Here is a 17,401-nt window from a genome sequence, read left to right as displayed (position 1 = left end):
CTATGCGACGTATTGCAGTGATGGGCGCCGCCGGGCGTATGGGCAAGATTCTGATCGAGGCGGTCGGCCAGGCGGAGGGGGCGCAGCTGACGGCGGCCATCGACCGCCCGGACAGCAGTCTGATCGGTGCCGATGCCGGCGAGCTGGCGGCGCTGGGCAAGATCGGCGTGACCCTGGTGGGTGATCTGGCGGCGGCGCTCGACCAGTTCGACGTGCTGATCGACTTCACCCATCCCTCGGTAACCCTGAAGAACCTGGAAATCTGCCGTCAGGCGGGCAAGGCCATGGTCATCGGCACCACTGGCTTCACGCCGGAGGAAAAACAGCTGCTGGCCGAAGCGAGCAAGCAGGTTCCGATCGTCTTCGCCGCCAACTACAGCGTCGGCGTCAACCTCTGTCTGAAGCTGCTGGATACCGCCGCGCGTGTGTTGGGCGATGATGTCGATATCGAGATCATCGAGGCGCATCACCGGCACAAGGTCGATGCGCCATCCGGCACCGCGTTGCGTATGGGGGAAGTGGTGGCCAATGCTCTGGGGCGTGACCTGCAGAAGGTTGCGGTCTACGGTCGCGAAGGTCAGACCGGTGCGCGCGAGCGCGAGACCATAGGTTTTGCCACGGTGCGCGCAGGCGACGTGGTCGGTGATCACACCGTGCTGTTCGCCGCCGATGGCGAGCGGGTGGAAATCACCCACAAGGCCAGCAGTCGCATGACCTTCGCCAAGGGCGCTGTTCGTGCTGCGTTGTGGCTGCAAAGCCAGCCTGCGGGGCTTTATGACATGCAGGATGTGCTGGGGCTGAGCTGAGATAGCTTTTTGGTCCATGCAGGCGGTGGACCGAAAAGGGACTTTCCTGTAAGCTTCCCGCTTTAGTGTGTCCACTAAAAGTAACGCAGAATGAATCAGATAAAAAAGCGGGGTGACGGTCAATACGTCACCCCGCTTTTTTACAATCTGCGTTTGAGCAAGTTCCAGATCTAAGGGAGGTCTTCTTGACTAAGCCAGCCATTCTCGCCCTTGCCGACGGCAGCATATTCCGCGGCGAAGCCATCGGGGCCGACGGCCATACCATTGGTGAGGTCGTCTTCAACACGGCCATGACCGGCTATCAGGAAATCCTCACCGATCCTTCCTATGCCCAGCAAATCGTTACCCTGACCTACCCGCACATCGGCAACACCGGCACCACGCCGGAAGACGCCGAGTCCAGCCGCGTGTGGGCTGCCGGTCTGATCATTCGCGATCTGCCGCTGATCTCCAGCAACTGGCGTGATAAGCAGCCGCTGGACGAGTACCTGAAAGAAAACGGTACCGTGGCCATCGCCGGCATCGACACCCGCCGCCTGACCCGCATCCTGCGCGAGAAGGGCTCGCAGAACGGCTGCATCCTGGCTGGCGAGGACGCTACCGAGGAAAAGGCTCTGGAGCTGGCGCGCAGCTTCCCCGGCCTGAAGGGCATGGACCTGGCCAAGGTGGTCAGCGCTACCGAGCGTTATGAGTGGCGCTCCAGTGTGTGGAATCTGAAGGACGACAGTCATCCGGAAATCGCCGCCAGCGAGCTGCCTTATCACGTGGTCGCCTATGACTACGGCGTCAAGGTCAACATCCTGCGCATGCTGGTTGCCCGTGGTTGCCGCCTGACCGTGGTGCCGGCGCAGACCCCGGCCAGCGAAGTGCTGGCGCTGAATCCGGACGGTGTGTTCCTCTCCAACGGTCCCGGCGACCCCGAGCCGTGCGACTACGCCATCACTGCGATCAAGGAAATTCTCGAAACCGAGATTCCGGTGTTCGGCATCTGCCTCGGTCATCAGCTACTGGCCCTGGCCTCAGGTGCCAAGACCCTGAAGATGGGCCACGGCCACCACGGTGCCAACCACCCGGTGCAGGATCTCGACAGTGGCGTGGTGATGATCACCAGCCAGAACCACGGTTTTGCCGTGGATGAGACGAGCCTGCCGGCTAACCTGCGCGCCACCCACAAGTCGTTGTTCGATGGCACCCTGCAGGGCATCGAGCGCACCGACAAGGCGGCCTTCAGCTTCCAGGGTCACCCGGAAGCCAGCCCCGGCCCGCACGACGTGGCCCCCTTGTTCGACCGCTTCATCGAAGCCATGGCCAAGCGCCGTTAAGCCCCGCCGACTGACCCAAGGATTCGAGTAAGAAACATGCCAAAACGTACAGACATCAAAAGCATCCTGATCCTCGGCGCCGGCCCCATCGTCATCGGCCAGGCCTGCGAGTTCGACTACTCCGGCGCCCAGGCCTGTAAGGCCCTGAAGGAAGAAGGTTTCCGCGTCATTCTGGTGAACTCCAACCCGGCCACCATCATGACCGACCCGGCCATGGCCGACGCCACCTACATCGAGCCGATCAAGTGGGCCACCGTGGCCAAGATCATCGAGAAGGAGCGCCCGGACGCCCTGCTGCCGACCATGGGCGGCCAGACCGCGCTGAACTGCGCCCTGGACCTGGAAAAGCACGGCATCCTGGAGAAATTCGGCGTCGAAATGATCGGCGCCAACGCCGACACCATCGACAAGGCCGAAGACCGCTCGCGCTTCGACAAGGCGATGAAGGACATCGGTCTGGCCTGCCCGGTTTCCGGCATCGCCCACAACATGGAAGAAGCCTACGGCGTGCTGGAGAAGGTCGGCTTCCCCTGCATCATCCGGCCGTCCTTCACCATGGGTGGCACTGGTGGTGGCATCGCCTACAACCGTGAAGAGTTCGAGGAAATCTGCGCCCGCGGCCTGGATCTGTCGCCGACCAGCGAGCTGCTGATCGATGAATCGCTGATCGGCTGGAAGGAATACGAGATGGAGGTGGTCCGCGACAAGAAGGACAACTGCATCATCGTCTGCTCCATCGAGAACTTCGACCCGATGGGCGTGCACACCGGCGACTCGATCACCGTGGCCCCGGCACAGACCCTGACTGACAAGGAATACCAGATCCTGCGTAACGCCTCCCTGGCGGTGCTGCGCGAGATCGGCGTGGAAACCGGCGGCTCCAACGTGCAGTTCGGTATCTGCCCGAACACCGGGCGTATGGTCGTGATCGAGATGAACCCGCGTGTGTCGCGCTCCTCGGCGCTGGCCTCCAAGGCCACCGGCTTCCCGATCGCCAAGATCGCCGCCAAGCTGGCCGTGGGCTACACCCTCGACGAGCTGAGCAACGACATCACCGGCGGCCGTACCCCGGCCTCGTTCGAACCGGCCATCGACTACGTCGTGACCAAGATTCCGCGTTTCGCCTTCGAGAAGTTCCCCAAGGCCGATGCCCGCCTGACCACCCAGATGAAGTCCGTGGGTGAAGTCATGGCCATCGGTCGTACTTTCCAGGAGTCCCTGCAGAAAGCCCTGCGCGGCCTGGAAGTCGGTGTCGCCGGTTTCGACGAGAAGCTCGAACTGAACGATCCGGAAGCCGAAAGCACCCTGCGCCGCGAGCTGACCGTGCCCAGCGCCGACCGCATCTGGTATGTGGCCGATGCCTTCCGGGCCGGCAAGACTGTCGCCGAGGTCTTCGACCTGACCCGTATCGACGAGTGGTTCCTGGTGCAGATCGAGGACCTGATCAAGGACGAGGAGCGCATCAAGACCCAGGCGCTGTCGGCCATCGACCGCGACCTGATGTTCAAGCTCAAGCGCAAGGGCTTCTCCGACATCCGCCTGGCCAAGCTGCTGGGTGTGACCGAGAAGACCCTGCGCAGCCACCGTCACAAGCTAAAAGTGCTGCCGGTGTACAAGCGAGTCGACACCTGCGCCGCCGAGTTCGCCACCGACACCGCCTACATGTACTCGACCTATGAGGAAGAGTGCGAGGCCAATCCGTCGACTCGCGACAAGATCATGATTCTTGGTGGTGGCCCCAATCGTATCGGCCAGGGTATCGAGTTCGACTACTGCTGCGTACATGCAGCCCTGGCGATGCGTGAAGACGGTTACGAGACCATCATGGTCAACTGCAACCCGGAAACCGTGTCCACCGACTACGACACTTCCGACCGTCTGTACTTCGAGCCGGTGACTCTGGAGGACGTACTGGAAATCGTCCGCGTCGAGCAGCCCAAGGGTGTGATCGTGCAGTACGGCGGGCAGACCCCGCTGAAGATCTGCCGCGCCCTGGAAGAAGCCGGCGTGCCGATCATTGGTACCTCGCCGGACGCCATCGACCGCGCCGAAGACCGCGAGCGCTTCCAGCAGATGGTCCAGCGCCTCGGCCTGCGCCAGCCGGCCAACGCCACCGCGCGCAGCGAAGACGAAGCTCTGGCTCACTCGAAGAATATCGGCTACCCGCTGGTGGTGCGTCCGTCCTACGTGCTGGGCGGTCGCGCGATGGAGATCGTCTACCAGGAAGACGAGCTCAAGCGCTACATGCGCGAAGCGGTGAAGGTCTCCAACGACAGCCCGGTGCTGCTTGACCACTTCCTCAACTGCGCCATCGAAGTGGACGTGGACGCGGTGTGTGACGGCGAAACCGTGGTGATCGGCGCGATCATGCAGCACATCGAACAGGCTGGCGTGCACTCTGGCGACTCCGCCTGTTCGCTGCCGCCGTACTCGCTGCCGGCACACATCCAGGACGAGATCCGCGATCAGGTCAAGAAAATGGCCCTGGAGCTCGGCGTGGTCGGCCTGATGAACGTGCAGATGGCCGTGCAGGGCGAGGACATCTTCGTCATCGAAGTGAACCCGCGCGCTTCGCGTACCGTGCCGTTCGTTTCCAAGTGCGTCGGCGAGTCGCTGGCCAAGGTGGCTGCCCGCGTCATGGCCGGCAAGTCGCTGGCTGAGGCAGGCTACGCCAAGGAAATCATCCCGCCGTACTTCAGCGTCAAGGAAGCGGTGTTCCCGTTCGCCAAGTTCCCGGGCGTCGACCCGATCCTCGGCCCAGAGATGAAGTCAACCGGTGAGGTGATGGGTGTCGGCGACAGCTTCGGCGAAGCCTTCGCCAAGGCTCAGCTGGGTGCCAGCGAAATCCTGCCGAACAGCGGCTGCGCTTTCATCAGCGTGCGCGAGGATGATAAAGAGCAGGCCGTGCAGGTGGCTCGCGACCTCGTCGGGCTGGGCTTCGAAGTCGTTGCTACAGCAGGTACCGCCCGTGTCATCGAGGCTGCCGGCCTGCCGGTACGCCGGGTCAACAAGGTGACCGAAGGCCGTCCGCACGTGGTCGACATGATCAAGAATGACGAAGTCACTCTGATCATCAACACTACCGAAGGTCGTCAGTCCATCGCTGACTCCTACTCCATTCGTCGTAACGCTCTGCAGCACAAGATCTACTGCACCACCACCATCGCGGCGGGGCAGGCGATCTGCGAGGCGCTCAAATTCGGTCCCGAGAAGACCGTGCGCCGGTTGCAGGATCTGCATGCAGGAATCAAGGCATGAATAAATACCCCATGACCGTCCAGGGCGCTCGCGCTCTGGAAGAGGAACTGGCACACCTGTCCAAGGTCGTTCGTCCCAAGCTCAGTCAGGATATCGGTGAGGCCCGTGAACTCGGCGACCTCAAGGAAAACGCCGAATACCATGCCGCCCGCGAGCAGCAGGGTATGGTCGAGGCGCGTATCCGTGATATCGAAGGTCGTCTGCAGAATGCGGTGGTCATCGACGTCACCACCATCGCCCATACCGGCAAGGTGATCTTCGGTACCACAGTTGAGATTGCCAACTGCGATACCGATGAAAGCGTGACCTATCAGATCGTGGGTGAGGACGAGGCGGACATCAAGCGCGGCAAGATTTCCGTGGGCTCGCCCATCGCCCGCGCCCTGGTGGGCAAGGAAGAGGGCGACGTGGTCGCCGTGCAGACGCCAAGCGGCCTGGTCGAGTACGAGATTGTCGAAGTCCGTCATCTTTAAGCGCCAGTCCCTGCGCGCAGGGGCTATCAGTTGGCAGCTGGCCCAGACGTTCTGGGTCGGCGGCCTGTGGCTGCTGCATTTCGTCATGCTGCCGGCACTGGAGAAACTTGGGCTGGCGCCCTTGCTGATCGAGGAGATTGGTGGGCTGCTGGGGCCACTGCTGATTGGCTTTGCCGCCTTCTGTGCCTTGCTGCAAGCCGTGGTACTGGTGCAGGCCGAAGGGCTGCGCAGCCTTTGGCAGGACATGCGCGGGCAGTTGTTGCTGGTGGTGGTGGTGATGGCGCTGGTGTTCTTCGCCGTCAGCCACTGGCAGCCGGATGCCGCGCGCTGGCTGCTGTTCAACTATATGGTGGTGGCTCTGTGCGGCCTGGTGCTGGTTCTGCAGCCGCTGCCGGGGCAGCGGGGCGAGTAAGGCGCAGCCGCTATCAGGCCTGATAGCGGTGGATGTTCGAGAGGTTCTTGTTCGGCTTGGGGTTCTTGCGGTAGATCAGTGCCATCTTGCCGATGACCTGAATCAGCTCGCAGCGGCCGGCGGCGGCCAGTTCGTCGATCAGGGCGCGGCGATCGTCGCGCTCGGTCAGGCGGAATTGCACCTTGATCAGCTCGTGATCGTTGAGGGCGCGCTCCAGCTCGGCGAGTACGCCTTCAGTCAGGCCGTTCTCTGCCACGATCAATACCGGTTTCAGGTGGTGGCCGATAGATTTGAAGTGTTTCTTCTGTTCGTTGGTAAGCGCCATAATCTGACCCTGTTGCTGAGAAACCCTGTCGCCAGGGCGCCTGGTGAAGCGCAGTCCGCTTCCCATGTGCCGGCGTGCCGGTTTCTGAAGTGTAAAAACGGCGTAGTTTACCCGAGCCGCCTCGGTAACGCCCATCTATCAGCATATCTGTTCGGGCGAAGAGCTCCGGGGTTCGTTACAAGGCTGGATTGCACGGCTTTAAAGGACACTTCGTTGCCTGTTGAGTGTTGCGATTGATCGAGGTTTTACCCTGAGAGGGGCGTCGGTGATCGTCATGCGGGCCTTGTGATTTCCGATATAGGCCCAATATGTACCATGTGAGTGCCGATACGGCTGGGTCCTGTCGTTTCAGGGTGGTGCTGGCTGGCGGATTTCGCGGCGCCTAGACTGGAACTGCAGTAGCGTCGCTCGATCAGAGTACCGAGGCCTCATAAAGGGTTACAGACGGCTCCTGCCTGCTGCGGGTGTTGTGTAGTAAGTTAGGTTGGTATCCATGCCAGCCGTCACGCGAAGCGCGTTTCAGGACGGGGCTTGCTTCAGAGGGTAGCGAATTGAACGACATGGCAAAGAACCTGATCCTGTGGCTGATCATTGCAGCCGTACTGGTCACGGTGATGAACAACTTCTCCAGCCCGAGTGACTCCGGCAAGCTGAACTACTCCGAGTTCATCCAGCAGGTGCAGGGTGGCAAGGTCAAACAGGTCACCGTCGATGGCTACATCATCAGCGGGCAGAATCTGGATGGCACCAGTTTCGAGACCGTTCGTCCGGCTATCGAAGACCGTGGCCTGATCAAGGACCTGATCGACAACAACGTCGAGATCGTCGGCAAGCAGCCGGAGCGCCAGAGCATCTGGACCCAGCTGCTGGTGGCCAGCTTCCCGATCCTGGTGATTATCGCCGTGTTCATGTTCTTCATGCGCCAGATGCAGGGCGGCGGCGGTGGCCGCGGCGGGCCGATGAGCTTCGGCAAGAGCAAGGCGCGTTTGCTGTCCGAGGATCAGGTCAAGACTACTCTGGCTGACGTCGCGGGTTGCGACGAGGCCAAGGAAGAAGTGGGTGAGCTGGTCGAGTTCCTGCGCGATCCGGGCAAGTTCCAGCGCCTGGGTGGCCGGATTCCTCGTGGTGTGCTGATGGTCGGTCCGCCCGGCACCGGCAAGACCTTGCTGGCCAAGGCCATTGCCGGCGAGGCTAAGGTGCCGTTCTTCACCATCTCCGGTTCCGATTTCGTGGAAATGTTCGTCGGTGTCGGCGCCTCTCGCGTGCGCGATATGTTCGAGCAGGCCAAGAAACACGCCCCCTGCATCATCTTCATCGACGAGATCGACGCCGTTGGTCGCCATCGTGGTGCTGGCCTAGGTGGTGGTCACGACGAACGTGAGCAGACGCTCAACCAGTTGCTGGTAGAGATGGATGGCTTCGAAATGAACGATGGCATCATCGTCATTGCCGCCACCAACCGCCCGGATGTGCTCGACCCCGCGTTGCTGCGGCCAGGTCGTTTCGACCGCCAGGTGGTAGTTGGTTTGCCAGATATTCGTGGCCGTGAGCAGATTCTGAAAGTGCACATGCGCAAGGTGCCGGTTGGCGACAATGTCGAGCCGGCGGTGATTGCGCGCGGTACCCCAGGCTTCTCCGGCGCCGACCTGGCCAACCTGGTCAACGAGGCTTCGCTGTTCGCGGCCCGTTCCAGCAAGCGTCTGGTGGAAATGAAGGAATTCGAGCTGGCCAAAGACAAGATCATGATGGGTGCCGAGCGCAAATCCATGGTCATGTCCGAGAAGGAAAAGCTCAATACGGCTTATCACGAGGCAGGTCATGCCATTGTCGGTCGACTGGTGCCCGAACATGATCCGGTTTACAAGGTATCGATCATTCCGCGTGGGCGTGCGCTCGGCGTAACCATGTTCCTGCCGGAGGAAGATCGCTACAGCCTGTCCAAACGTGCGCTGATCAGTCAGATCTGCTCCCTGTTTGGTGGTCGTATTGCCGAAGAGATGACGCTGGGGTTCGATGGAGTTACCACCGGTGCCTCCAACGACATCATGCGTGCGACTCATCTGGCGCGGAACATGGTGACCAAGTGGGGCTTGTCCGAGAAGCTCGGTCCGCTGATGTACGCGGAAGAAGAGGGGGAAGTGTTCCTTGGTCGCAGTGCCGGAAGTCAGCACACCAATGTTTCCGGTGAGACAGCCAAGGCGATCGACGAGGAGGTGCGCAGCATCATCGACGGCTGCTATGGCACTGCAAAGCGTTTGCTGGAAGAGAATCGCGACAAGCTGGACATGATGGCTGACGCGCTGATGAAGTACGAAACCATCGACGCCGACCAGATCGACGACATCATGTCTGGGCGCGATCCGCGTGAGCCGCGGGACTGGCAGGATGGTTCGGGTACTCCTCCGGCGTCGAAGGAAGAGGCCGAGCGTCCGCAAAGTCCAATCGGCGGTCCGGCGGGCGAGCACTAAGGCTGGCCCATGACTGTCGTGCAATACCCGTCCCGGCTGTCATGTGGCGGCCGGGTGCTTGATCTGACCCATCCGCAGGTGATGGGTATTCTCAATGTCACTCCAGACTCTTTCTCCGATGGTGGTCGTTTCGCTGCTCGCGACGCGGCCCTTCGGCATGCTGTTGAGATGGTGGCTGCGGGGGCGACCCTGATTGATGTGGGTGGCGAATCGACGCGTCCTGGTGCGCGTGCGGTTTCTCCGGTCGAGGAGCTGGAGCGTGTCGCGCCGGTGGTCGAGGCTATCGCGGCCGAACTGGATGTGGTTATTTCCCTGGATACCTCAACGCCTGCGGTAATGCATGAAGGTGCGCGCCTGGGTGCCGGTTTGATCAACGATGTGCGGGCCCTGCGCCGTGATGGGGCTCTGGAAGCGGCTGCCGATAGTGGTTTGCCGGTGTGTCTGATGCATATGCTTGGCGAGCCCGGCACCATGCAGCAGGATCCGCAGTACGACGATGTGGTGGTCGAAGTGCGTGATTTCCTTGCGCAGCGCATGGCTGTCTGTGTCGCAGCAGGTATTCCGTTGGAACGTATCGTGCTCGATCCTGGGTTCGGTTTTGCCAAGACCCTCGATCACAATCTGAGCCTGTTTCGGCATCTGGACGTGCTGCATGAGCTGAGGCGCCCTCTGCTGGTCGGGGTTTCGCGCAAGAGCATGATCGGGCAGGTGCTGGGGCGTGAGGTGCACGAGCGCCTTGCCGGCGGGTTGGCACTGGCTGCGTTGGCGGTGGCCAAGGGGGCTTGCATTTTGCGGGTTCACGATGTGGCCGAAACCGTCGATGCCGTTCGCATGATTGCCGCAGTGCAGTCTGCAAAATAAGAATTTGGAGTCGCCATGAGCAGAAAGTATTTCGGCACGGATGGTATCCGTGGTCGCGTTGGTCAGTTCCCCATCACGCCTGAGTTCATTCTCAAGTTGGGCTGGGCGGCTGGCATGGCCTTTCGCAAGCAGGGCAAGTGCCGGATCCTGATCGGGAAGGACACGCGCATCTCTGGCTACATGTTCGAGTCGGCGCTGGAGGCCGGACTGTTGGCGGCGGGTGCTGACGTGATGCTTCTTGGGCCTATGCCGACTCCCGCTGTTGCCTACCTGACCCGAACCTTTCAGGCCGAGGCGGGGATCGTGATCAGTGCTTCGCACAATCCGCATCATGACAACGGATTCAAGTTCTTTTCCGGATTCGGAACCAAGCTGCCGGATGAAATCGAATTGATGATCGAGGAGCTGCTCGATCAGCCGATGACGGTGGTTGAGTCCGAGCAGCTTGGCAAGGTCACCCGCATCAATGATGCGGCGGGGCGCTATATCGAGTTCTGCAAGGGCAGCGTACCCAATCACACCAGCTTTGCCGGACTCAAGGTGGTGCTGGACTGTGCTCATGGGGCTACCTACAAGGTCGCTCCCAGTGTGTTCCGCGAGCTGGGTGCCCAGGTTTCGGTGCTGGCGGCGCAGCCCAATGGCCTGAATATCAATGACAGCTGCGGTTCTACTCATGTCGAATCGCTGCAGGCCGAGGTATTGGCGCAGCAGGCTGACCTGGGGATCGCCTTCGACGGTGACGGTGACCGGGTGTTGATGGTCGACCACACTGGCGCTGTGGTTGATGGCGATGAGTTGCTGTACATCATTGCGCGCGATCTGAAGCAGCGTGGCAAGTTGCAGGGCGGCGTGGTTGGTACCTTGATGAGCAATCTTGGGCTGGAGCTGGCGCTCGCCGAGTTGCAGGTGCCTTTCGTGCGCGCCAAGGTCGGTGATCGTTATGTAATGGCTGAGCTGCAGGGACGGGAGTGGCAGTTGGGTGGGGAAAACTCCGGGCACCTCGTGTGCTTCCAGCACACCACCACTGGTGATGCGGTCATTGCTGCGTTGCAGGTGCTGATGGCCCTCAAGCGCAGTGGTGAAACGCTGGCGCAGGCGCGCCTGGCGCTGCGCAAATGTCCGCAGGTCCTGATTAATGTGCGTTTGGCGGGTGATGTCGATCCGCTTGAGGCTGTCGCTGTCAAGGATGCTTGCGCCAGCATTACCGAACGGATGGCCGGGCGTGGGCGGGTGCTGCTACGCAAGTCCGGTACCGAGCCATTGGTGCGGGTAATGGTGGAAGGTGATGACGAGAGTATGGTGCGGGGCTATGCCGAGGAGCTGGCCCGAGTCGTCAGTGATCTCTGTGCCTGATTTCGGCTTGCTAGTGCATAAGCTCTTGGGTAACATCTGCGCCCACTTTGAACGACGAGGTCTGGCATGCGTCGCCCCCTGGTAGCTGGTAACTGGAAAATGCACGGTACCCGCGCCAGCGTCGCAGAGCTGATCAAAGGCTTGCGTCAATTGGCCCTGCCTGCCGGCGTCGAAGTGGCAGTGATGCCGCCTTGCCTGTACATCGGTCAGGTGCTGGTCGGCATGGAAGGCAAGGCAATTTCGGTTGGTGCGCAGAACTGTGCGGTTGAGCCCGTGCAGGGTGCGTTGACCGGCGAAATAGCGCCGAGTCAGCTGGCGGATGCTGGTTGTAGTCTCGTGCTGGTTGGGCACTCGGAACGTCGCCTGATTTTGGGTGAGCGGGATGAGCAGGTAAGTCGCAAGTTTGCTGCTGCGCAATCCTGTGGTCTGGTGCCGGTGCTGTGCATTGGTGAGACTCTGGAGCAGCGTCAGGCGGGTCGAACTCTTGAGGTGGTTTCTGCTCAGTTGGGCAGTGTGATCGAAGAGTTGGGTGTCGGTGCTTTCGCTCAGGCGGTGGTGGCTTACGAGCCAGTTTGGGCTATCGGTACCGGCCTGACGGCGTCGCCGCAGCAGGCTCAGGAAGTGCACGCGGCAATTCGTGCGCAGCTGGCTGCTGAGAGTGCAGAAGTGGCACGCGGTGTAAGAATTCTGTATGGCGGTAGTGTCAAGGCTGCCAATGCTGCCGAGCTGTTCGGTATGCCGGATATCGATGGGGGGCTCATTGGTGGGGCCTCCTTGAATGCGGATGAGTTCGGTGCGATCTGTCGCGCCGCAGGAAGCTGAAGAAATGCTGGAAACAGTCGTAATCGTTGTGCATCTGCTGGGGGCTCTTGGGGTCGTCGGCTTCGTGCTGATTCAGCAAGGTAAGGGTGCCGATGCGGGCGCTTCCTTTGGTGCTGGTGCTTCTGCAACTGTGTTCGGCAGTCAGGGTTCGGCTACCTTTCTGAGTCGGGCTACTGCTATTCTCGCGGCGATTTTTTTCATTACCAGCTTGGGTTTAGCTTTCTTTGCTAAACAAAAGTCTGATAATCTTGTGCAAGCAGGTTTGCCAGATCCGGCAGTCCTCGAAGTACAACAGAAGCAACCGGTCGTTGAAGATGTTCCGGTGCTCGAAGCGCAAAAAGCTCCTGCCGGCTCGGCGGATGTGCCAAGCGCTCCGGAGCAGTAATACCCTCTTTGCCGAGGTGGTGGAATTGGTAGACACGCTACCTTGAGGTGGTAGTGGCCATAGGCTGTAGGGGTTCGAGTCCCCTCCTCGGTACCATATCTGGCAAGGCCCGCTGATCGCGGGCCTTGCTGTTTCAAATGGGGTCAGGTTGACCCTGCGGGGCAAGCTCCTTATAATCTTCGCCCAGCTTTGACGCGGGGTGGAGCAGTCTGGTAGCTCGTCGGGCTCATAACCCGAAGGTCGTTGGTTCAAATCCAGCCCCCGCAACCAGTAGTAGAGAAGCCCCTGTCAAGGGGCTTTTTGCTAGCTGAACAGTCCGCCACCGGCATAGATGCTGGGTGGCTCGATGGATGGGCGTTTCGCCCATTTTTTATTTCTACGACATGCGCGGAGGGCTTCGAGTGTCGAGCAAGCTGGAACAGTTGCAGGCCATGTTGGCCCCTGTGGTCGAGTCTCTTGGCTATCAATGCTGGGGAGTCGAGTTCATTTCCCAGGGCAGGCATTCCCTGCTGCGCGTTTATATCGATCACAGCAATGGCATTCTCGTCGACGACTGCGAAGCGGTTAGTCGGCAAATCAGTGCGGTGCTGGATGTTGAAGATCCCATTACCAGTGAGTACACCCTGGAGGTGTCGTCGCCGGGCATGGACCGACCGCTGTTCACTCTCGAGCAGTTTGCCGGGCATGTAGGGGAGCAGGTGAAGATCAAACTGCGTTCGCCCTTTGAGGGGCGGCGCAATTTTCAGGGTCTCCTTCGCGGTGTGGAGGAGCAGGACGTGGTGGTGCAGGTGGATGACCACGAGTTCCTGTTGCCGATCGATCTGATCGACAAGGCCAACATTATCCCCCGTTTTGACTGAGACGCGGATCCCGCGGATCCAATGGATTGCGAAAGGCGAGGCGTACGATGAGTAAAGAAGTACTGCTGGTTGTAGAGTCGGTATCCAACGAGAAAGGCGTGCCGGCTAGTGTGATTTTTGAAGCGCTGGAACTGGCGCTGGCGACAGCGACCAAAAAGCGTTTCGACGATGAGGTTGAGCTGCGCGTGGCGATCAATCGCCAAAGTGGCAACTATGAAACGTTCCGCTGCTGGACTGTTGTCGAGGATGACGCGCTGGAGAATCCGGCTGCCGAACTGACCGTCGAGCAGGCTCAGGAGCAGAAGCCCGGTGCCGTGGTCGGCGATATTGTCGAAGAACCGGTCGAGTCCATCGAGTTCGGTCGTATTGCAGCGCAAACTGCCAAGCAGGTCATCGTGCAGAAAGTGCGCGAGGCCGAGCGAGCTCAGGTGGTGGATGCCTACCGTGAGCGTGTTGGCGAGATCATCTCCGGGACCGTTAAGAAGGTCACCCGCGATAGCGTGATCGTCGATCTCGGTAACAACGCCGAGGCGCTGCTGGCTCGCGAGGACATCATTCCGCGTGAGACTTTCCGGGTCGGTGCCCGCATGCGCGCCCTGCTCAAGGAAATTCGTACTGAGAACCGCGGCCCGCAACTGATCCTGTCGCGCACCGCGCCGCAGATGCTGGTCGAGTTGTTCACCATCGAAGTACCGGAAATCGCCGAGGGCCTGATCGAAGTTATGGCCGCCTCTCGCGATCCGGGTTCGCGTGCCAAGATTGCCGTGCGTTCCAAGGACAAGCGAATCGATCCGCAGGGTGCCTGTATCGGCATGCGCGGTTCGCGTGTGCAGGCCGTTTCCGGTGAAATCGGTGGCGAGCGCGTGGACATCGTACTGTGGGACGAGAACGTCGCTCAGTTCGTGATCAATGCCATGGCCCCGGCTGAAGTGGCGGCGATCATCGTCGACGAAGATGCTCATGCCATGGATATCGCCGTCGCCGAGGACAACCTGGCTCAGGCCATCGGTCGTGGCGGTCAGAACGTGCGTCTGGCCAGTCAGTTGACCGGCTGGACCCTGAACGTGATGACCGAGGCGGACATCCAGGCCAAGCAGCAGGCCGAGACTGGCGACATCCTGCAGAACTTCATCGACGAGCTGGAAGTCGACGAAGAACTGGCCCAGGTTCTGGTCGAGGAAGGCTTCACCAGCCTGGAAGAGATCGCCTACGTGCCGATGGAAGAGATGCTCAGCATCGATGGTTTCGACGAGGACATCGTCAACGAGCTGCGTGCTCGTGCGAAAGACCGTCTGCTGACCAAGGCCATCGCCAACGAAGAGAAGCTGGCGGATGCCCAGCCTGCCGAGGACCTGCTGTCCCTGGAAGGCATGGACAAGAACCTGGCGCAAGAACTGGCAGTCCGCGGCGTAATCACCCGCGAAGACCTGGCCGAGCAGTCGATTGACGACCTGCTCGACATCGACGGCATCGACGAAGAACGTGCCGGCAAGCTGATCATGGCCGCTCGAGCCCACTGGTTCGAATAAGCGGTTGCGGCCTGAGGAGAGAAGTGCATGACGCAAGTCACGGTGAAAGAACTGGCCCAGGTGGTCGACACACCGGTGGAGCGCCTGCTGTTGCAGATGCGTGAGGCAGGTTTGTCTCACACCAGCGCCGAGCAAGTGGTGACCGATAATGAGAAACAGGCCCTGTTGGCCCATCTCAAGAGCAGTCACGGCGAAAAGCTGGAAGAACCACGCAAGATCACGTTGCAGCGCAAAACCACCACCACCCTGAAGGTTGCAGGTAGCAAGACCATCAGCGTGGAAGTGCGCAAGAAGAAAACCTATGTCAAGCGCAGCCCCGACGAGATCGAGGCTGAGAAGCAGCGCGAACTGGAAGAGCAGCGTGCTGCTCAGGAAGCCGAGCGCCTCAAGGCCGAGCAGGAAGCTGCACGGCGCGCCGAGGAAGAGGCTCGCAAGCAGCCTGCTGCTGCGGTAGCTGAAGCGGCCGTCGAGCCCGCACCGGCTCCCCTCGCTCCTGTGCTGGATGCCGAGCCGGTTGCTGCCCCGGCACCTGAGCGCAAGAAGGAAGAGCCGCGCCGTCCCGAGAAGGCGCGTAACGACGATGCCGATCGTCGTGGTGGTGATCGCAAGACCACCCAGCACCGTCCTACCGTCAAGGAAAAGGCCCCTGCGCCGCGCGTTGCGCCGCGCACTGTCGACGAGGAAACCGACGGTTTCCGTCGCGGCGGTCGTGGCAAGGGCAAGCTGAAGAAGCGTAACCAGCACGGGTTCCAGAGCCCGACAGGACCGGTAGTGCGCGAAGTATCGATTGGCGAAACCATCACCGTTGCCGACCTGGCTGCGCAGATGTCGGTCAAGGGTGTCGAAGTCGTCAAGTTCATGTTCAAGATGGGCAGCCCGGTGACCATCAACCAGGTGCTGGACCAGGAAACTGCCCAGCTGATCGCCGAAGAGCTGGGCCACAAGGTCAAGATCGTCAGCGAGAATGCCCTGGAAGACCAGCTGGCCGAGTCGCTGCGCTTCGAAGGTGAAGCCGTTTCTCGTGCGCCGGTGGTGACCGTCATGGGTCACGTCGACCACGGTAAGACCTCGCTGCTCGACTATATCCGCCGTGCCAAGGTGGCTTCCGGTGAGGCGGGTGGTATCACTCAGCACATCGGTGCCTACCACGTGGAAACCGATCGTGGCATGGTCACCTTCCTCGATACCCCGGGCCACGCGGCGTTCACCGCCATGCGTGCTCGTGGTGCCAAGGCAACCGACATCGTCATCCTGGTGGTGGCGGCGGACGACGGCGTGATGCCGCAGACTCAGGAAGCCGTACAGCATGCGAAAGCCGCTGGCGTGCCCATCGTGGTCGCGATCAACAAGATGGACAAGCCGGAAGCCAACCCGGACAACATCAAGAACGGCCTGGCCGCGCTGGATGTAATTCCGGAAGAGTGGGGCGGCGATGCCCCGTTCGTAGGTGTCTCGGCCAAGGCCGGTACCGGCGTCGACGAGCTGCTGGAAGCCGTATTGCTGCAAGCCGAAGTACTCGAGCTGAAAGCCACTCCCTCGGCCCCGGGTCGTGGTGTGGTGGTCGAGTCCCGCCTGGATAAGGGCCGTGGCCCAGTGGCTACCGTGTTGGTCCAGGACGGCACCCTGCGTCAGGGCGATATGGTCCTGTGTGGCGTCAACTATGGCCGCGTTCGCGCCATGCTCGACGAGAACGGCAAGCCGATCAAGGAAGCCGGTCCGTCGATTCCGGTCGAGATTCTCGGCCTCGACGGCACTCCGGATGCCGGTGACGACCTCACCGTGGTCGCAGACGAGAAGAAGGCCCGTGAAGTCGCCCTGTTCCGTCAAGGCAAGTTCCGCGAAGTGAAACTGGCGCGTGCTCACGCAGGCAAGCTGGAAAACATCTTCGAGAACATGGGCCAGGAAGAGAAGAAGACCCTCAACATCGTCCTCAAGGCCGACGTGCGTGGTTCTCTGGAAGCCCTGCAAGGCTCGCTCAGCGGTCTGGGCAACGACGAAGTGCAGGTTCGCGTGGTCGGCGGCGGTGTCGGTGGTATCACCGAATCCGATGCCAACCTGGCGCTGGCCTCCAACGCCGTACTGTTCGGCTTCAACGTGCGTGCCGATGCCGGTGCGCGCAAGATCGTCGAAGCCGAATCCCTGGATATGCGTTACTACAACGTGATCTACGACATCATCGAAGACGTCAAGAAAGCCCTGACCGGTATGCTTGGCAGCGATGTCCGCGAGAATATCCTGGGTACCGCCGAAGTTCGTGACGTGTTCCGTTCGCCGAAATTCGGTGCCGTTGCCGGCTGTATGGTCATCGAAGGTACGGTGTTCCGTAACCGTCCGATTCGCGTACTGCGCGACGACGTGGTGATCTTCGAGGGCGAGCTGGAATCCCTGCGTCGCTTCAAGGACGACGTCGCCGAAGTGCGTAACGGCATGGAGTGCGGTATCGCGGTGAAGAGCTACAACGACGTCAAGGTCGGCGACAAGATCGAAGTGTTCGAGAAGGTCCAGGTGGCTCGTACGCTGTAAGCGC

The 17,401-nt window shown here is 60.9% G+C and carries 14 protein-coding genes and 2 tRNA genes; 15 read left to right on the top strand and 1 reads right to left on the bottom strand.

Annotated features, from left to right (window positions below; genetic code table 11):
* The first annotated feature begins 2 nt into the window (after positions 1-2).
* The 5 genes from dapB (at position 3) to AYB31_RS10175 (ending at position 6,271) form a co-directional block, all read left to right on the top strand.
* Entirely contained in the window at positions 3-806 is an 804-nt protein-coding gene (gene dapB / locus AYB31_RS10195) for a 4-hydroxy-tetrahydrodipicolinate reductase (protein WP_068828273.1), read from the top strand.
* Positions 807-991: 185 nt separating this feature from the next.
* The gene (gene carA, locus AYB31_RS10190; RefSeq protein ID WP_068828272.1) at positions 992-2,128 is read left to right on the top strand and encodes a glutamine-hydrolyzing carbamoyl-phosphate synthase small subunit; all 1,137 of its coding nucleotides are present in this window, start codon (positions 992-994) and stop codon (positions 2,126-2,128) included.
* 36 nt (positions 2,129-2,164) lie between these two features.
* Positions 2,165-5,386: a carbamoyl-phosphate synthase large subunit gene (carB, locus tag AYB31_RS10185; protein ID WP_068828270.1), complete on the top strand. Its 3,222-nt coding sequence runs from the start codon at positions 2,165-2,167 to the stop codon at positions 5,384-5,386.
* Positions 5,383-5,859, top strand: a complete 477-nt coding sequence (gene greA / locus AYB31_RS10180) for a transcription elongation factor GreA (protein ID WP_068828269.1) — start codon at positions 5,383-5,385, stop codon at positions 5,857-5,859. Before carB ends, greA begins: the two co-directional genes overlap by 4 nt.
* Positions 5,860-5,869: 10 nt before the next feature.
* Positions 5,870-6,271 carry a DUF4149 domain-containing protein gene (locus tag AYB31_RS10175; RefSeq protein ID WP_068828321.1) on the top strand — a complete coding sequence of 134 codons (402 nt, stop codon included), beginning with the start codon at positions 5,870-5,872 and terminating at the stop codon, positions 6,269-6,271.
* A gap of 13 nt (positions 6,272-6,284) precedes the next feature.
* Here the strand turns inward: AYB31_RS10175 and yhbY are convergent, their stop codons facing one another.
* On the bottom strand, positions 6,285-6,596 hold the full coding sequence (yhbY, locus tag AYB31_RS10170; RefSeq protein WP_068828267.1) for a ribosome assembly RNA-binding protein YhbY: 312 nt from the start codon (positions 6,594-6,596) through the stop codon (positions 6,285-6,287).
* Positions 6,597-7,156: 560 nt separating this feature from the next.
* Here yhbY and ftsH point away from each other — a divergent pair.
* The 10 genes from ftsH to infB all read left to right on the top strand — a co-directional run bounded on the left by ftsH (position 7,157) and on the right by infB (position 17,397).
* Entirely contained in the window at positions 7,157-9,064 is a 1,908-nt protein-coding gene (gene ftsH / locus AYB31_RS10165) for an ATP-dependent zinc metalloprotease FtsH (RefSeq protein WP_068828265.1), read from the top strand.
* Positions 9,065-9,073: 9 nt separating this feature from the next.
* Positions 9,074-9,925 carry a dihydropteroate synthase gene (folP, locus tag AYB31_RS10160; RefSeq protein ID WP_068828263.1) on the top strand — a complete coding sequence of 284 codons (852 nt, stop codon included), beginning with the start codon at positions 9,074-9,076 and terminating at the stop codon, positions 9,923-9,925.
* A gap of 15 nt (positions 9,926-9,940) precedes the next feature.
* Positions 9,941-11,278: a phosphoglucosamine mutase gene (gene glmM / locus AYB31_RS10155; RefSeq protein WP_068828261.1), complete on the top strand. Its 1,338-nt coding sequence runs from the start codon at positions 9,941-9,943 to the stop codon at positions 11,276-11,278.
* A 66-nt stretch (positions 11,279-11,344) separates the two neighbouring features.
* Complete coding sequence (gene tpiA / locus AYB31_RS10150; RefSeq protein WP_068828259.1) at positions 11,345-12,100, top strand: triose-phosphate isomerase; 756 nt, start codon at positions 11,345-11,347, stop codon at positions 12,098-12,100.
* Positions 12,101-12,104: 4 nt separating this feature from the next.
* The gene (secG, locus tag AYB31_RS10145; RefSeq protein ID WP_068828257.1) at positions 12,105-12,485 is read left to right on the top strand and encodes a preprotein translocase subunit SecG; all 381 of its coding nucleotides are present in this window, start codon (positions 12,105-12,107) and stop codon (positions 12,483-12,485) included.
* Positions 12,486-12,495: 10 nt separating this feature from the next.
* Positions 12,496-12,581: transfer RNA gene (locus tag AYB31_RS10140), tRNA-Leu, on the top strand.
* Positions 12,582-12,678: 97 nt separating this feature from the next.
* Positions 12,679-12,755, top strand: a tRNA-Met gene (locus AYB31_RS10135).
* 131 nt (positions 12,756-12,886) lie between these two features.
* On the top strand, positions 12,887-13,345 hold the full coding sequence (gene rimP, locus AYB31_RS10130; RefSeq protein WP_068828319.1) for a ribosome maturation factor RimP: 459 nt from the start codon (positions 12,887-12,889) through the stop codon (positions 13,343-13,345).
* A 47-nt stretch (positions 13,346-13,392) separates the two neighbouring features.
* A complete protein-coding gene (gene nusA / locus AYB31_RS10125; protein WP_068828255.1) occupies positions 13,393-14,874 on the top strand; it encodes a transcription termination factor NusA in 1,482 nt (493 codons plus the stop codon).
* Between the two features lie 27 nt (positions 14,875-14,901).
* Positions 14,902-17,397: a translation initiation factor IF-2 gene (gene infB, locus AYB31_RS10120; RefSeq protein WP_068828253.1), complete on the top strand. Its 2,496-nt coding sequence runs from the start codon at positions 14,902-14,904 to the stop codon at positions 17,395-17,397.
* Positions 17,398-17,401: the final 4 nt, after the last annotated feature.

The sequence above is a fragment of the Pseudomonas sp. BMS12 genome (assembly GCF_001592875.1).
Taxonomy (GTDB): domain Bacteria; phylum Pseudomonadota; class Gammaproteobacteria; order Pseudomonadales; family Pseudomonadaceae; genus Aquipseudomonas.
Note: the sequence above shows the minus strand (reverse complement) of the source record. Positions and strands in the feature narration are given on the sequence as shown.

Excerpts from the sequence above, each read along its gene's own strand:
- dapB (WP_068828273.1), top strand. The coding sequence starts at position 3 with ATGCGACGTATTGCAGTGATGGGCGCCGCCGGGCGTATGGGCAAGATT.
- carB (WP_068828270.1), top strand. The coding sequence starts at position 2,165 with ATGCCAAAACGTACAGACATCAAAAGCATCCTGATCCTCGGCGCCGGC.
- greA (WP_068828269.1), top strand. The coding sequence starts at position 5,383 with ATGAATAAATACCCCATGACCGTCCAGGGCGCTCGCGCTCTGGAAGAG.
- yhbY (WP_068828267.1), bottom strand. The coding sequence starts at position 6,596 with ATGGCGCTTACCAACGAACAGAAGAAACACTTCAAATCTATCGGCCAC.
- ftsH (WP_068828265.1), top strand. The coding sequence starts at position 7,157 with ATGGCAAAGAACCTGATCCTGTGGCTGATCATTGCAGCCGTACTGGTC.
- folP (WP_068828263.1), top strand. The coding sequence starts at position 9,074 with ATGACTGTCGTGCAATACCCGTCCCGGCTGTCATGTGGCGGCCGGGTG.
- glmM (WP_068828261.1), top strand. The coding sequence starts at position 9,941 with ATGAGCAGAAAGTATTTCGGCACGGATGGTATCCGTGGTCGCGTTGGT.
- tpiA (WP_068828259.1), top strand. The coding sequence starts at position 11,345 with ATGCGTCGCCCCCTGGTAGCTGGTAACTGGAAAATGCACGGTACCCGC.
- secG (WP_068828257.1), top strand. The coding sequence starts at position 12,105 with ATGCTGGAAACAGTCGTAATCGTTGTGCATCTGCTGGGGGCTCTTGGG.
- nusA (WP_068828255.1), top strand. The coding sequence starts at position 13,393 with ATGAGTAAAGAAGTACTGCTGGTTGTAGAGTCGGTATCCAACGAGAAA.
- infB (WP_068828253.1), top strand. The coding sequence starts at position 14,902 with ATGACGCAAGTCACGGTGAAAGAACTGGCCCAGGTGGTCGACACACCG.